Source organism: Enterobacter sp. FW301-JW81 (genome assembly GCF_058788735.1).
On record NZ_JBYTBA010000005.1, the window covers coordinates 122,319 to 137,529 of the forward strand.

General features: G+C 56.8%; 17 protein-coding genes. 9 read left to right on the forward strand and 8 right to left on the reverse strand.

What is annotated here, in order from left to right; genetic code table 11:
• From secF to AC3WOK_RS16260, 3 genes are all read left to right on the forward strand, one after another.
• Nucleotides 1-972, forward strand: coding sequence for a protein translocase subunit SecF (gene secF, locus AC3WOK_RS16250; RefSeq protein ID WP_059310512.1), 972 nt, complete (start codon nucleotides 1-3; stop codon nucleotides 970-972).
• 142 nt (nucleotides 973-1,114) lie between these two features.
• Complete coding sequence (locus tag AC3WOK_RS16255; RefSeq protein ID WP_492354808.1) at nucleotides 1,115-1,480, forward strand: VOC family protein; 366 nt, start codon at nucleotides 1,115-1,117, stop codon at nucleotides 1,478-1,480.
• A 14-nt stretch (nucleotides 1,481-1,494) separates the two neighbouring features.
• The gene (locus AC3WOK_RS16260) at nucleotides 1,495-2,175 is read left to right on the forward strand and encodes a helix-turn-helix transcriptional regulator (RefSeq protein ID WP_059310514.1); all 681 of its coding nucleotides are present in this window, start codon (nucleotides 1,495-1,497) and stop codon (nucleotides 2,173-2,175) included.
• Between the two features lie 110 nt (nucleotides 2,176-2,285).
• Here AC3WOK_RS16260 and AC3WOK_RS16265 read toward each other — a convergent pair whose 3' ends face one another.
• Both AC3WOK_RS16265 and AC3WOK_RS16270 read right to left on the reverse strand, forming a co-directional pair.
• On the reverse strand, nucleotides 2,286-3,170 hold the full coding sequence (locus AC3WOK_RS16265) for a nucleoside-specific channel-forming protein Tsx (RefSeq protein ID WP_025756198.1): 885 nt from the start codon (nucleotides 3,168-3,170) through the stop codon (nucleotides 2,286-2,288).
• Nucleotides 3,171-3,440: 270 nt separating this feature from the next.
• On the reverse strand, nucleotides 3,441-3,980 hold the full coding sequence (locus tag AC3WOK_RS16270; RefSeq protein WP_047347393.1) for a SadB/YajI family lipoprotein: 540 nt from the start codon (nucleotides 3,978-3,980) through the stop codon (nucleotides 3,441-3,443).
• Nucleotides 3,981-4,132: 152 nt separating this feature from the next.
• Between AC3WOK_RS16270 and nrdR the strand changes: the two genes are divergently transcribed.
• The 5 genes from nrdR (at nucleotide 4,133) to thiL (ending at nucleotide 7,738) form a co-directional block, all read left to right on the forward strand.
• Nucleotides 4,133-4,582: a transcriptional regulator NrdR gene (gene nrdR, locus AC3WOK_RS16275; RefSeq protein ID WP_008503337.1), complete on the forward strand. Its 450-nt coding sequence runs from the start codon at nucleotides 4,133-4,135 to the stop codon at nucleotides 4,580-4,582.
• Between the two features lie 4 nt (nucleotides 4,583-4,586).
• Nucleotides 4,587-5,690, forward strand: coding sequence for a bifunctional diaminohydroxyphosphoribosylaminopyrimidine deaminase/5-amino-6-(5-phosphoribosylamino)uracil reductase RibD (gene ribD, locus AC3WOK_RS16280; RefSeq protein WP_492354809.1), 1,104 nt, complete (start codon nucleotides 4,587-4,589; stop codon nucleotides 5,688-5,690).
• Nucleotides 5,691-5,777: 87 nt separating this feature from the next.
• Entirely contained in the window at nucleotides 5,778-6,248 is a 471-nt protein-coding gene (gene ribH, locus AC3WOK_RS16285) for a 6,7-dimethyl-8-ribityllumazine synthase (RefSeq protein WP_006176874.1), read from the forward strand.
• A gap of 21 nt (nucleotides 6,249-6,269) precedes the next feature.
• Nucleotides 6,270-6,689, forward strand: coding sequence for a transcription antitermination factor NusB (gene nusB / locus AC3WOK_RS16290; RefSeq protein WP_006809908.1), 420 nt, complete (start codon nucleotides 6,270-6,272; stop codon nucleotides 6,687-6,689).
• Nucleotides 6,690-6,766: 77 nt separating this feature from the next.
• Nucleotides 6,767-7,738, forward strand: a complete 972-nt coding sequence (thiL, locus tag AC3WOK_RS16295; protein ID WP_492354810.1) for a thiamine-phosphate kinase — start codon at nucleotides 6,767-6,769, stop codon at nucleotides 7,736-7,738.
• 101 nt (nucleotides 7,739-7,839) lie between these two features.
• On the opposite strand, the gene AC3WOK_RS16300 is transcribed toward thiL, so the two are convergent.
• From AC3WOK_RS16300 to xseB, 4 genes are all read right to left on the reverse strand, one after another.
• On the reverse strand, nucleotides 7,840-8,814 hold the full coding sequence (locus AC3WOK_RS16300) for an aldo/keto reductase (RefSeq protein ID WP_059310517.1): 975 nt from the start codon (nucleotides 8,812-8,814) through the stop codon (nucleotides 7,840-7,842).
• A 61-nt stretch (nucleotides 8,815-8,875) separates the two neighbouring features.
• A complete protein-coding gene (gene dxs / locus AC3WOK_RS16305) occupies nucleotides 8,876-10,738 on the reverse strand; it encodes a 1-deoxy-D-xylulose-5-phosphate synthase (protein WP_059310518.1) in 1,863 nt (620 codons plus the stop codon).
• A gap of 24 nt (nucleotides 10,739-10,762) precedes the next feature.
• Nucleotides 10,763-11,662, reverse strand: a complete 900-nt coding sequence (gene ispA, locus AC3WOK_RS16310; RefSeq protein ID WP_047347286.1) for a (2E,6E)-farnesyl diphosphate synthase — start codon at nucleotides 11,660-11,662, stop codon at nucleotides 10,763-10,765.
• Nucleotides 11,663-11,905, reverse strand: coding sequence for an exodeoxyribonuclease VII small subunit (gene xseB, locus AC3WOK_RS16315; protein WP_492354811.1), 243 nt, complete (start codon nucleotides 11,903-11,905; stop codon nucleotides 11,663-11,665). It lies immediately after the preceding gene.
• A 191-nt stretch (nucleotides 11,906-12,096) separates the two neighbouring features.
• Between xseB and thiI the strand changes: the two genes are divergently transcribed.
• Entirely contained in the window at nucleotides 12,097-13,545 is a 1,449-nt protein-coding gene (gene thiI / locus AC3WOK_RS16320; protein ID WP_047347285.1) for a tRNA uracil 4-sulfurtransferase ThiI, read from the forward strand.
• 113 nt (nucleotides 13,546-13,658) lie between these two features.
• Here the strand turns inward: thiI and yajL are convergent, their stop codons facing one another.
• Both yajL and panE read right to left on the reverse strand, forming a co-directional pair.
• Nucleotides 13,659-14,249 carry a protein deglycase YajL gene (gene yajL / locus AC3WOK_RS16325; protein WP_059310520.1) on the reverse strand — a complete coding sequence of 197 codons (591 nt, stop codon included), beginning with the start codon at nucleotides 14,247-14,249 and terminating at the stop codon, nucleotides 13,659-13,661.
• Entirely contained in the window at nucleotides 14,212-15,123 is a 912-nt protein-coding gene (gene panE / locus AC3WOK_RS16330; RefSeq protein WP_047347283.1) for a 2-dehydropantoate 2-reductase, read from the reverse strand. The genes yajL and panE overlap by 38 nt, the downstream gene beginning before the upstream one ends.
• Nucleotides 15,124-15,211 lie beyond the last annotated feature (88 nt).

The window sequence follows — 15,211 nt, forward strand, 5'->3', positions numbered from 1 at the left end:
GTGGCACAGGAATATACTGTTGAACAATTAAACCACGGCCGTAAAGTCTGGGACTTTATGCGCTGGGACTACTGGGCCTTCGGCATTTCAGGTTTTCTGCTGATTGTGTCCATCGCCATCATGGGCGTGAAAGGCTTTAACTGGGGCCTCGATTTTACCGGCGGTACGGTAATTGAAATCTCCCTGGAAAAACCGATCGATATGGACCAGATGCGCGAATCGCTGCAGAAAGCGGGCTTCGAAGAGCCGCTGCTGCAGAACTTCGGCAGCAGCCGCGACATCATGGTGCGTATGCCTCCGGTACACGATGCCAACGGCAGCCAGGAGCTGGGTAGCAAGGTTCTCAAGGTCATCAACGAATCGACCAGCCAGAATGCGGCGGTGAAGCGTATTGAGTTCGTCGGCCCGAGCGTGGGCGCGGATCTGGCGCAAACCGGTGCGATGGCGCTGATGGTGGCGCTGATCTCCATCCTGATCTACGTTGGCTTCCGCTTCGAGTGGCGCCTGGCGGCAGGTGTAGTTATCGCTCTTGCGCACGACGTGGTGATCACCATGGGCGTACTGTCGCTGTTCCACATTGAGATTGACCTGACGATTGTGGCATCCCTGATGTCCGTTATCGGTTACTCACTGAACGACAGTATCGTGGTATCTGACCGTATTCGTGAAAACTTCCGTAAGATCCGTCGCGGTACGCCGTACGAAATCTTTAACGTGTCGTTGACCCAGACGCTGCACCGTACCTTGATCACATCCGGAACGACCTTGATGGTTATCCTGATGCTGTATCTCTTCGGTGGCCCGGTGCTGGAAGGCTTCTCGCTGACCATGCTGATTGGTGTCACCATCGGTACGGCGTCATCTATCTACGTCGCGTCCGCTCTGGCACTGAAACTCGGCATGAAGCGCGAGCACCTGCTCCAGCAGAAAGTCGAGAAAGAAGGGGCGGATCAGCCGTCCATTCTGCCGTAAGACATTGTCTTAGGTGTTATCGAAATCCCGGTCTGTTGGCCGGGATTTTTTTTATCTGCTCCTGACAAACACTCCTGACAGTATGCTGTCAGGAGCCCTGTCGTAGACTCTTTTCGAACCCAAACAACAGGCAGGAGGAAGTATGAAAAGTGTGATTAACTGGTTTGAAATTCCGGTCGCCGATATGGATCGCGCCATCAAATTTTATGAACCGGTAATGCAGGTTACGCTGAAGCGCGAGCAAATGGATATTGCAGAGCTGGCGATTTTCCCGCACGAAGACCCGGCAACCGGCGGCGCGCTGGCGAAATTTGACGGCGTTACGCCGTCGCAGCAGGGCGCTATTATTTATCTGCATACTGACAATCTGGCGGCCACGCTCGATCGCATCGCCTCTGCGGGCGGTGAGTGCGTGTTTGGCCCGCTGGAACTGCCGCATGGCATTGGCACTATCGCTTTGTTTACCGACAGCGAAGGTAATCGCGTCGGCCTCCATCAACCTGCCTGAGAGCTAATTAGGATATGACCCGACGCGCTGACCGCTTGTTCCAGATTGTGCAGATCCTGCGGGGCAGGCGTCTGACAACGGCAGCGCATCTGGCGGACCGGCTTGGCGTGTCCGAGCGCACGGTCTACCGCGATATCCGCGACCTGTCACTTTCCGGCGTGCCGGTGGAAGGTGAGGCGGGAAGCGGATACCGGCTGATGTCGGGTTTTGACCTGCCGCCGCTGATGCTGACAAACAGGGAGTCAGAGGCGCTGATCGTCGCGATTCGCCTGCTCAAAACCTGGGGAGGTGAGTCGCTGTCGCGCGAGCTGGAGTCGGCTCAGGAAAAGGTGCTGGCTATCCTGCCGGAGGAGAGTCGGCGAAAGGCGGAGCAGGCGCGTATCTACGCCCCGGACTTTTGCATGCAAAGTCACTCCCGCAGCCATTTTGACATGATTCATCAGGCGATTTCCGCCCAGCGCGTGCTGGCGCTGCATTACCGCGATGAAGCCGGACAGCTCTCTAAGCGTGAGGTTCAGCCGCTGGGGCTGTTCTTCTGGGGTGAGCGCTGGCTGCTGGCGGCGTGGTGCGAACGGCGCGATGACTATCGCTGTTTCCGGCTCGACAGATGCCTCAATATTGTGACGACGGAGAGGCGATTTAGCGAGAGTGCGGACAGGTCATTGGCGGATTTTTTGCGCAAGGTGAGGCAGTAAAAAGCCAGCTCTTGAGCTGGCTTTTTTGCCCGGCGGCGCTGCGCTTGCACGGGCCTACAGGTTTTGTAGGCCGGGTAAGGCGTAGCCGCCACCCGGCACTAACCGTCAGGTTAGAAGTTATAACCCACAACCAGGTAACCACCCCAGCCGGTAGAACGGACGCTGAAATCGCCGTTGCCGAAGTTCAGGCTCGCGTCATCGTTCCACTGGCCACCGTTGTGCCAGTAACGCGCAACAACAGAGTAGTGCCAGTGATCGTAGTTCAGCGCCAGGATGTGGCTGGAGGCGATGGAGTCGTTGGTGCGCGCTTTCTTACCGTTCAGGTCGCGGAAGTCGTTGTCGCCCAGATCTGAACCCCAGTCAAAGTTGGTGAAGCCGATGTAGCTCAGGTTGCCGCCCCACAGCTGGGTAATTGGCACAAAGTATTTCACTTTGAAACGGTAGCCATCCCACTCGTTTTCGTTCGCGGCACCGTAGTTCTGCCACTGGTACTTAGCGTACACGTTCAGAGACAGGCTCATTGGCAGACCGGTATCGATGTCAGTACCCAGACCCATGTACCAGGTGCTCTGGCGACCGGATTTGTTGCGGCCCATGTCGTAGATGTAGTTGTTCGCGAAGTACCACTCTTTGAACGGACCAAACGCCAGGCTGGTACCGGTCAGCTTATCAATAGAGAAGCGTGGTTCAATTTCCATGAACAGTGGGGAACCGTGGTTCCAGATACCTTTCGCGTCGGTGTTACCACCGAAGAAGACCGGTGCATCCATATAGCCATAGAAATCAAACCAGTCTTTCTTGGCGAACGCTTCATATTCCAGGTAGGTATCGTTACGGATCTGAGGTCCGAAGCGGGTGTGGTAGCTGCCAACCACGTTAACGCTCTGGTGCCACCAGTCGGAGAGGTATTGCGGTTTGTCGTTTTCCGCTGCGTTAACAGTGAAAGAGGAGGACAGTGCCAGCACGGCGCCAGCTGCGAGTAATGTTTTTTTCATAATCATGCCACTGATTGAAATTCCCTTCCGGGAGTGAAAAATGCGCGAATTGCGTTTCTAAATATTTCGTGTTTCTGCGGTGCCTATTATAGGAATCCCTGCTCACAAAAATATGTGTTGTTTCACATATCTCTCACACGCGTAATCGATTGCGTTCACGTTTGCGTACTTTAAACGGCCGGGATTGTAGCGGCAATCATTTATGTTGCCAATCCATACGAAATGTAAATGTTAGCGGAGTGACATTTCACTCCGCTTAAGAGGATGGAATTACTGCGCGGCAGGTTGAATGTCGTGAATGCGGATAAAGCCTAACTGTTCCGGCGTAAGGCCGCTTAGCTGAAGCGGTATTTCCACATCGCTGGGCGCTAAAACGCTGGCCGGGGCGGTGAACAGCTGATTCTTCACGTTCACCTCCTGGTAATTCTCCGTGGTGCCCTGGATTTGTCCCCACTCCACGGTACCGCTGAAGGCTGGAAGCGGATCGTTGGATTCGCCCTGGATGCGTAATGTTGCGCGCGTACCATCGGCATTCGCCGCCACGTTCACCAGCGACATTTTCAGCGTGCCGACCTGGCTGTTCAGGCGCGCAGGCGTATTCGCGCCCGGCAGCAGATAAACTCCGCTGCTGGATTTGGCGTTCAGCGCGTTTTGCTGGGTGATCTTCACCGTTTCTTTGTTCAGTTTGTCCAACGCCGTATTGAGCGTATTCACGCTCTGTTTCATCTGACGGACTTCGGTTTGCTGTGCACAGGCGCTAAGGGTGAAGAGGCTCCCCACCAGCAAAATTTTCAGGTAACGTCTTGTCATTGCGTTTATTTCCTTGAAATAACGGATCGCTCTAATGATAGCCAGCATCATTGCGTCAGACATAGATCCTTTATCTCAAAAAGCTCTTCCTTTGTTGTCAGGCCAGATCAGGGTAAAATGAAAATCAGTTAACCGGATAACAGGGATACCGTATGCATTGCCCATTCTGCTCCGCTGTGGATACCAAAGTCATCGACTCTCGTCTTGTGGGCGAGGGGTCATCCGTACGCCGTCGTCGGCAGTGTCTGGTGTGCAACGAGCGTTTCACGACCTTTGAGGTTGCAGAGCTGGTAATGCCGCGCGTGGTAAAAAGTAACGACGTGCGCGAGCCGTTCAACGAAGAGAAACTGCGCAGCGGGATGCTAAAGGCCCTCGAAAAACGGCCCGTCAGCGCGGATGACGTCGAAATGGCGTTAAACCACATAAAATCTTACCTGCGCGGTTTGGGCGAGCGTGAAGTGCCCAGCAAGATGATCGGCAACCTGGTGATGGAACAGCTGAAAAAACTTGATAAGGTCGCCTATATCCGCTTCGCCTCTGTCTACCGCAGTTTCGAAGATATCAAAGAGTTCGGCGAAGAGATCGCCCGCTTACAGGATTAAGCTCATGCACGATGAGATGTACATGGCGCGCGCCATGAAGCTGGCGCAGCGCGGTCGTTTTACTACCCATCCCAACCCAAACGTCGGGTGCGTGATCGTCAAAGACGGCGAGATTGTGGGGGAGGGGTTTCACTATCGTGCAGGCGAGCCGCATGCTGAGGTTCATGCGCTGCGCATGGCTGGCGAGAAGGCGCGCGGTGCCACGGCCTACGTTACGCTGGAGCCCTGCAGCCATCACGGGCGTACGCCGCCGTGCTGCGAAGCGCTGATTGCCGCCGGTGTTTCACGCGTGGTCGCCTCGATGCAGGACCCGAATCCGCAGGTGGCCGGACGCGGTCTGTATCGCCTGCAGCAGGAAGGCATTGAGGTCAGCCATGGTCTGATGATGCAGGACGCGGAAGCAATCAATAAAGGCTTCCTGAAGCGTATGCGCACGGGGTTCCCGTATATCCAGCTCAAGCTGGGCGCCTCGCTGGATGGACGTACGGCGATGGCAAGCGGCGAGAGCCAGTGGGTAACTTCGCCGCAGGCAAGGCGCGATGTGCAACGTCTGCGTGCGCAAAGCCATGCTATCCTCACCAGCAGTGAAACCGTGCTCGCTGACGATCCGGCCATGACCGTGCGCTGGGATGAGCTGAATGCCGATACCCAGGCGCTCTATCCGCAGGAGAACCTGCGTCAGCCGCTGCGTATTATTATTGATAGCCAGAACCGCGTGACGCCGGAGCACCGTATTGTCCAGCAGCCGGGTGAAACCTGGATTGCCCGCACCAGGGAAGATACGCGCGAATGGCCGGAAGGCGTGCGCAGCATCATGGTGCCGGAGCATAACGGTCATCTGGATCTCGTGGTGCTGATGATGCTGCTCGGCAAGCAACAGGTGAACAGCATTTGGGTCGAAGCGGGCCCGACGCTGGCCGGTGCGCTCTTACAGGCCGGGCTGGTGGATGAACTGATTGTTTACGTTGCGCCTAAACTGTTAGGTCACGACGCGCGCGGCCTGTTTGTGCTGCCCGGCCTTGAAAAACTGGCCGATGCACCACAACTCAAATTTAGCGAGATTCGTCCGGTGGGTCCGGATGTCTGCCTCCACTTAACGACAGCGTAATTGCTCCCGAAATAGGGAAGCAGTGCGCAAAGTATTATGATAAAATCCGCCCCCCTGCGGGGCCAAATGAACCCGTAAAGGAAGAGTATGAACATTATTGAAGCTGCTGTAGCTACCCCGGACGCTCGCGTCGCCATCACCATTGCGCGTTTCAACAACTTCATCAACGACAGCCTGCTGGAAGGTGCCATTGACGCCCTGAAACGTATCGGCCAGGTTAAAGATGACAACATTACCGTTGTTTGGGTTCCAGGCGCTTACGAACTGCCACTGGCGGCGGGCGCGCTGGCGAAAACCGGTAAATATGACGCGGTGATTGCACTGGGTACCGTTATTCGTGGCGGCACTGCGCACTTCGAATACGTTGCGGGCGGTGCAAGCAACGGTCTGGCACACGTTGCGCAGGACGCTGAAATTCCTGTCGCGTTCGGCGTGCTGACCACCGAAAGTATTGAACAAGCCATCGAACGTGCTGGCACCAAAGCCGGTAACAAAGGTGCAGAAGCTGCACTGACCGCGCTTGAAATGATTAATGTATTGAAAGCCATCAAGGCCTGATTTTTTCGTAAGGGGAATTCCGTGAAACCTGCTGCTCGTCGCCGCGCCCGTGAATGTGCCGTCCAGGCACTTTACTCCTGGCAGTTGTCCCAGAACGACATCGCTGATGTTGAGTACCAGTTCCTGTCAGAACAGGACGTGAAAGATGTTGACGTTCTGTACTTCCGTGAACTGCTGTCGGGAGTGGCGACTAATAGCGCGTATCTCGATGGTCTGATGAAACCTTACCTGTCCCGTCTGCTCGAAGAGCTGGGTCAGGTAGAAAAAGCAGTGTTGCGTATCGCGCTGTTTGAGCTGTCCAAACGTGATGATGTGCCGTATAAAGTGGCCATCAACGAAGCGATCGAACTGGCGAAAACCTTCGGCGCTGAAGACAGCCATAAGTTTGTAAACGGCGTACTTGATAAAGCAGCACCTGCGATCCGTCCCCACAAAAAGTGATCCGCAAACCGGAGTCCTGCGTTGCCTGACGGGCAGTGCGGCTCCGGTTTTTTCTTTTATTTGCTGAGGCATAACGTATGGCATGCGGCGAATTCTCCCTGATTGCCCGTTATTTCGACCGTGTCAGAACCTCTCGTCTTGATGTTGAAACCGGCATTGGCGATGACTGTGCACTTCTCAATATTCCCGAAAAACAGACGCTGGCAATCAGCACCGACACCTTAGTGTGCGGACGTCATTTTTTACCGGATATCGATCCTGCCGATCTGGCGTATAAAGCGCTGGCGGTTAACGTTAGCGATCTGGCGGCAATGGGTGCCGATCCCGCGTGGCTGACGCTGGCTCTGACGCTGCCTGAGGTAGATGAAGCCTGGCTTGAAGCCTTCAGCGATGCGCTGTTTGAGCAGCTCAACTACTACGATATGCAGCTGATTGGCGGCGATACCACTGCCGGGCCGCTGTCGATGACGCTGGCGATCCACGGCTATGTCCCGCTCGGTCGCGCGCTGAAGCGCTCAGGCGCAAAACCCGGCGACTGGATTTACGTGACCGGTACGCCTGGTGACAGCGCGGCAGGGCTGGCTATTCTGCAGGATCGCTTAACCGTGAAAGACGCTGACGATGCGGCATATCTGGTTAAACGCCATCTGCGCCCGACGCCGCGTATTCTGCACGGCCAGGCGCTGCGCGAGCGGGCAAGCTCGGCTATCGATCTCTCTGACGGTCTCATCTCAGACCTCGGCCATATTCTGAAGGCCAGCGGCGTCGGCGCGCGCGTTGACCTGGACCTGTTCCCGCTGTCAGAGCAACTGCTTCGCCATGTGGAGCCTGAGCAGGCCCTGCGCTGGGCGCTCTCCGGTGGCGAAGATTATGAGCTGTGCTTCACCGTGCCGGAGCTGAACCGTGGGACGCTGGATGTCGCGTTAGCGCATCTCGGCGCGAAGTTTACCTGTATCGGTCAGATCATGCCGGAAAGCGAAGGGCTGAAGTTTGTGAAAGACGGTACGCCTGTGACGCTGGACTGGAAAGGGTACGATCACTTCGCGTAAGTTTGTGTGTTCTGTATTGCCGGGTGGCGCTGCGCTTACCCGGCCTACAAATAGGGTGAGAGCGTAGGCCGGGTAAGGCGAAGCCGCCACCCGGCAAGTATTTACTTAAACCCCACCACCGGATGCTGCTGATACGGCGTCTCCAGCTCGGCAACCTGCTCCGGTGTCAGGGATAAATCCACTGCACTCAGCAGCTCATCCAGCTGCTCTTCCCGGGATGTGCCGATAATCGGTGCCGCAACGCCGCGCTTACCCAGCAGCCACGCCAGTGCCACCTGGGCGCGGGTTGCTCCGGTATCGTCGGCGATCCCGGCTAAGCGTTCGGCGATTAGCGCATCGCTGGCCTCTGTTCCTTCGTACAGGTTTTTTCCCACTTCATCCGATACCAGGCGGGCCGTGGTTTCTCCCCACGGGCGGGTCAGCCGGCCGCGTGCCAGCGGGCTCCACGGGATCACCGCGACGCCCTCCTGATGGCACAGCGGCAACATCTCTCGTTCTTCTTCACGATAGATCAGATTGTAGTGATCCTGCATGGTGACAAAGCGCGCCCAGCCGTGCTGCGCCTGGAGATCCAGCGCCTGTGCAAACTGCGACGCGTGCATAGACGACGCGCCGATGTAGCGCGCTTTACCGGCCTTTACGACGTCGTTGAGCGCTTCAAGCGTCTCCTCGATCGGCGTGTTGTAATCCCAGCGGTGAATTTGCAGCAGATCGACGTAATCCATGTTCAGGCGTCTGAGGCTGTCATCAATGGAACGCAGGATCTGCGCGCGAGAAAGGCCCTGAGGCAGGTCGCCCACCGGGTAGTACACCTTGGTGGCGACGACGATTTCATCACGACGAGCAAAATCGCGCAGGGCGCGACCAACAATCTCCTCGCTGCTGCCGTCGGAGTAGCTGTTGGCGGTGTCAAAGAAGTTAATGCCGCCCTCAATGGCGCGTTTGATAATCGGACGGCTGCTCTCTTCCGGCAGCGTCCAGGCGTGATTTCCCCGATCGGGCTCGCCGAAGGTCATGCATCCCAGACAAAGTCGGGAAACCTTGAGGTCGGTTTTTCCTAATGTAGTGTATTGCACGGTCCGCTCCTGCTGTTTAAACACCAGGTTTAAGCATAGCAGGAGCGGAAAAGGGGAGGGATTAGTCCAGCCAGGCGCGGATTTTGGCTTCGATACCGGCGGCGTCCAGGCCAATCGCCGCGCGGGCTTCGTCCTGGGTACCTTGCGGAATGAAATGATCCGGCAGGCCGAGGTTCAGCACCGGAACGGCTTTACGGTTTGCCATCAGCACCTCGTTCACGCCGCTGCCCGCACCGCCCATAATGGCGTTTTCTTCCAGCGTGACCAGCACGTCATGCGTCTGCGCCATGCTCAGGATCAGAGACTCGTCGAGCGGCTTCACAAAGCGCATATCCACCAGGGTGGCATTCAGCGTTTCAGCCACTTTCGCGGCCTCCGGCATCAGCGTACCGAAGTTCAGAATTGCCACTTTCTCACCGCGACGTTTTACCAGACCTTTACCGATCGCCAGCTTTTCCAGCGGCTGCAGCTCAACGCCCACCGCATTACCGCGCGGGTAGCGAACGGCACTTGGACCATCCTGATAGTGGTAGCCGGTAAACAGCATCTGACGACATTCGTTTTCGTCGCTTGGCGTCATGACAACCATATCGGGAATACAGCGCAGGAACGACAGGTCAAACGCGCCCTGGTGAGTCTGGCCGTCGGCACCGACGATGCCCGCACGATCGATAGCAAACAGTACCGGTAGCTTCTGAATGGCCACGTCATGGATCACCTGATCGTAGGCGCGCTGCAGGAAGGTGGAATAGATAGCGACAACCGGCTTATAGCCGCCAATGGCCAGACCCGCTGCAAACGTCACCGCGTGCTGCTCGGCAATGGCCACGTCAAAATACTGGTCCGGGTATTTTTTAGAGAACTCCACCATGCCGGAGCCTTCGCGCATGGCCGGGGTGACCGCCATCAGCTTGTTGTCTTTCGCTGCGGTTTCGCACAGCCAGTCGCCAAAGATTTTTGAATAGCTCGGCATGCCGCCGCTGCTTTTTGGCAGACAGCCGCTGGACGGGTCAAATTTAGGTACAGCGTGGAAGGTAATCGGATCTTTTTCCGCCGGTTCGTAGCCACGCCCTTTTTTGGTCATGATGTGCAGGAACTGCGGGCCTTTCAGGTCGCGCATGTTCTTGAGCGTGGTCACCAGACCCAGCACGTCATGGCCGTCAACCGGGCCGATATAGTTGAAGCCCAGCTCTTCAAACAGGGTGCCCGGCACGACCATGCCTTTTATGTGCTCTTCGGTACGCTTGAGCAGCTCTTTAATCGGCGGTACGCCGGAGAAAACTTTCTTGCCGCCTTCGCGCAGCGAGGAGTAAAGCTTGCCGGAGAGCAGCTGAGCCAGATGGTTGTTCAGCGCGCCGACATTTTCGGAAATCGACATTTCGTTATCGTTAAGAATAACCAGCATGTCCGGCTTGATGTCGCCCGCGTGGTTCATGGCCTCAAAGGCCATACCTGCGGTGATAGCACCGTCGCCAATCACGCAGACGGTGCGGCGCTGTTTGTTCTCTTTTTCGGCGGCAACGGCAATACCGATACCCGCAGAAATGGAGGTGGAGGAGTGACCGACGCTCAGCACGTCATACTCGCTCTCACCGCGCCACGGGAACGGATGCAGGCCGCCTTTCTGTCGAATGGTGCCAATTTTATCGCGACGTCCGGTCAGAATTTTGTGCGGATATGCCTGGTGCCCTACGTCCCAAATCAGCTGATCGAACGGCGTGTTATAGACGTAATGCAGCGCCACGGTCAGCTCAACCGTGCCAAGCCCGGAGGCGAAATGGCCGCTGGAGCGGCTAACGCTGTCGAGCAGGTAGCGACGCAGTTCGTCGCACAGCTTCGGCAGGCTCTCTTTCGGCAACAGACGTAACTCCTGGGTGGAGTCAACTAACGCCAGTGTCGGGTATTTGGCAATATCAAAACTCATCAAAGGCTCATCGAGATAGTGTGTTTATTTATCACGCTGGATTATATAGTCCGCTAGCGCTTCCAGTGCCGAGGTATCCAGCGATTGCGCGGCCAGCTGATTCAGAGACTGGCGGGCATCCTCTATCAGATCCCGGGCTTTACGTTGGGCTTGCTCAAGGCCCAGCAGGGCGGGGTAGGTACTTTTGCCAAGCTGCTGGTCCGCACCCTGACGTTTTCCCAATGTTGCAGTATCGCCCACCACATCCAGAATGTCATCCTGAACCTGGAACGCCAGACCGATACTTTCTGCGTATCTGTCCAGAATCGGCAGGGCTTTGCGCCCTTGCTCACCCGCGCTCAGCGCGCCCAGGCGTACGGCTGAACGAATCAGCGCCCCGGTTTTATGGCGATGAATACGCTCCAGCTGTTCCAGATTAACCTGACGTCCTTCCGCGTCCAGATCCAAGGCCTGGCCGCCGCACATGCCGGCCACGCCGCTGGCCATTGCCAGTTCGGAGATCATCGCCAGGCGGTCGCGGTCAGCCACTTCAGCCATCGGCGCGTCGCTCAGAATCGAGAATGCCAGCGTTTGCAGGGCATCACCCGCCAGAATGGCGTTCGCCTCGCCAAACTTGATATGGCAGGTCGGTTGACCCCGACGCAAATCGTCGTCGTCCATAGCCGGTAAATCATCGTGGATCAGCGAGTAGGCGTGGATACACTCAACGGCGGCTGCTGGGGCGTCCAGCGTGTTATCGCTAATGCCAAACATACTGCCTGTGGCGTAGACCAGAAACGGGCGCAGACGCTTTCCACCCAAGAGTGCGCCATAGTGCATGGCTTCAACCAGTGGAGTGTTCTGAAAAGGCTGTGGCGCAATAAAACGGCGCAGGGCGTCGTTGGCGCGCACGACGCGCGCCTGAAGCTCGTTGGCAAAATCCATTTACTCGGCGTCCGGTGTGAATGGCGTGGTTTTCGCGTCTTCGCTGTCGGAAAGCAGGATCTGCACGCGCTGTTCGGCCTGCTGCAGTTTGAGCTGCCCCTGACGCGCCAGCTGCACGCCGCGCTCGAATTCATTGAGCGCCTCTTCCAGCGGGAGATCGCCGCTCTCAAGGCGGGTGACAATTTGCTCCAGTTCACTCAGCGCAGTTTCGAAACTGGCCGGTGCGTCGTTCTTCTTCGGCATAGTGAATTGACTCTTATATTCTTCGCCCCGACATGGTAACGGACTCAGGGCAATTATCAAATAACGCGCAATGTGCACAGGAGCGGCGCGATGGTGGTATACTTGCGCGCCTGGATGCAGCCACGGGTGTGGGCTGCTGTACTCTTTTCCATTACAAGCCTTAATACGCTTGCCTAAGAAACATTGCCGCCATGAAGTTTATCATTAAATTGTTCCCTGAAATCACCATCAAAAGCCAATCTGTGCGTTTGCGCTTTATTAAAATTCTCACCGGGAACATTCGTAACGTATTAAAGCACTACGACGAGACCCTCGCCGTGGTGCGCCACTGGGACCACGTTGAGGTCCGTGCGAAAGACGAAAACAAACGTCAGGATATTCGCGACGCCCTGACCCGTATTCCGGGGATCCACCATATTCTGGAAGTGGAAGACGTCCCGTTCAGCGATATGCACGACATCTTCGAGAAAGCGCTGGTCCAGTACCGCGACCAGATCGAAGGCAAAACCTTTTGCGTACGCGTGAAGCGTCGCGGTAAGCACGAGTTTAGCTCCATTGAAGTGGAACGTTATGTTGGCGGCGGTCTGAACCAGCACGTCGAGTCTGCGCGCGTACGTCTGACCAACCCGGACGTGACCGTCAATCTGGAGATCGAAAACGATCGCCTGCTGCTGGTGAAAGGGCGCTATGAAGGTATCGGCGGCTTCCCGATCGGGACTCAGGAAGATGTTCTGTCTCTGATCTCCGGCGGCTTCGACTCCGGCGTCTCCAGCTATATGCTGATGCGTCGCGGCTGCCGCGTGCATTACTGCTTCTTCAACCTGGGCGGCGCGGCGCACGAAATCGGCGTTCGTCAGGTGGCGCATTACCTGTGGAACCGCTTCGGCAGCTCCCATCGCGTGCGTTTTGTGGCGATCAACTTCGAACCTGTGGTTGGCGAAATCCTTGAGAAAGTGGACGACGGCCAGATGGGCGTCATCCTGAAGCGCATGATGGTGCGCGCGGCCTCTAAAGTGGCCGAGCGCTACGGCGTGCAGGCGCTGGTCACCGGCGAAGCGCTGGGCCAGGTCTCCAGCCAGACGCTGACCAACCTGCGTCTGATCGACAACGTGTCTGATACCCTGATCCTGCGTCCGCTGATCTCCCACGACAAAGAGCACATCATCGATCTGGCGCGCGAAATCGGCACCGAAGATTTTGCCCGCACCATGCCGGAATACTGCGGCGTGATCTCAAAAAGCCCGACCGTCAAAGCGGTGAAGGCGAAGATCGAAGCGGAAGAAGAGAACTTCGATTTTGCCATCCTGGACAAAGTGGTGGAGGAAGCCTCCAACATTGATATCCGTGAGATTGCCCAGCAGACCGAGCAGGAAGTCGTTGAAGTTGAAACCGTGAGCGGTTTTGGTGCCAGCGATGTGATTGTGGATATTCGTTCTATCGATGAACAGGACGCCAGCCCGCTGAACGTCGAAGGCGTTGAGGTGGTTTCTCTGCCGTTCTACAAGCTGAGCACGAAATTTGGCGATCTCGACAAGAGCAAAACATATCTGCTGTGGTGCGAGCGTGGGGTGATGAGCCGCCTGCAGGCGCTGTATCTGCGCGAGCAGGGCTTTGCCAATGTGAAGGTGTATCGCCCGTAGTTTCTTGCGGGGGAGTGTGGCGTGATGCCCTCACCCCGACCCTCTCCCACGGGGAGAGGGAGAAAAGATGAGCACGTGTAGGCCGGGTAAGGCGTAGCCGCCACCCGGCTTTTTTATTCGTAATAATTATAAATTCCCGCCGGCATCACCAGCGATGACGCCACTTCGTACGCTTTTTCACGCCCGACCAGCAGGTCAATAATCTTTAAGCCAAAATCAATCGCGGTACCTGGCCCCTGGCTGGTCAGCAGGTTGACGCGCGGATCCCAGACCACGCGTTTATCCACCCACTGGTCTTCCGGAATGGTCTCTTTCAGCCCCGGGAAGCCGGTCATGTTGCCGATGGGGAAGATGTCATGCGGAACCAGAACCGTGCCGGCGGCGGCGCAGATGGCTGCGACGATCCGACCTGATAAGTGGAACTGACGCACGGTCTCGACCAGCAGCGGGCTGTCGCGAAAATACTCCGCACCCTTCAGGCCACCCGGCAGGACGATGATGTCGTAATCCCCGTCCGCCACTTGCACAAGCGGGGCATCCGCGAGGAGCTTCACCCCGCGCGAGCAGGTGACGGCCAGATTACCGTCGCTGGCGACGCTGGCGGTTGTCACGGTGATGCCGCCGCGCACCATTAAATCAATGGTGGTGACCGCTTCTGTCTCTTCGCTACCAGGGGCGAGGCAGATCAGTGCCGACGCGCTCATATTCACTCTCCTTACGTTTAACCAGGTCATACAGACGGGCGTTTTCCGGCACGGCGATACCGTGCGCGCGGGCGCGTTTTAGCAGATAGCCGGTAATGTAGTCGATCTCCGTGTGGCGTAATGCCCGAACGTCCTGCAACATCGAGGAGATGTTTTCTGCAGTACTCTCAATAACCTGCTCAACATAACAGCGTAAATCGTCCGCTGAGGTATGCAGGCCTTCCCGCTCAACGACCGCCGCGACTTCCGCACACAGCGTCGCAACGTCCTGCGGATGATTTTTTAGCTCCCCGTTCGGACAGTCCCACAGCGCCGTCAGCGGATTAATCACGCAGTTTACGGCCAGCTTGCGCCAGAGCTGAGGACGAATATGGTTATGCCAGGCCACGTCCGGCAACACCTTCTGCAGAACATCGGCAAGATAACTGTAGTCCCCATCCTGCGTTCTGGCGGGGCCGATGTGCGTTACGCCGCTGGCGACATGCACGATGATATTTCCGTCGCGGCGGGCGGCGTGTGTGGTCGTCGCCATCAGCAGGGGCTGCGGGACGCTTTTCAGCTCATCGAGCGTCCCCATGCCATTGTGCAGCAGCAGTATGGGGGAAGTGGGGGGGAGCTGCGCGGCCAGTGTTTTCACCGCGTCTGAGACCTGCCACGCCTTGAGCGTCACCAGCAAAAGGTCGCTTTGCGCCAGGAAATCTGGATCGTTGGCGGTAAGCGATTCGTTAAAGATGCTTCCGTCTTCACCAATCAGATTCACGCTGCAATAGGGCTGGGGCACGCGCAGCCAGCCCTGAACCTCATGTCCGTGCTTGCACAGCGCGGTCAGCCACAACTGGCCAAGCGCTCCGCATCCGAGCACTGTAATTTTCATTGTTCCTCCTCACCTGCAACTGCGCCAGGTGTTACAGCTTAATTATACAGCTAAGCTTCTGTTGAGTTATGCCTCGTAGCGGGTATTA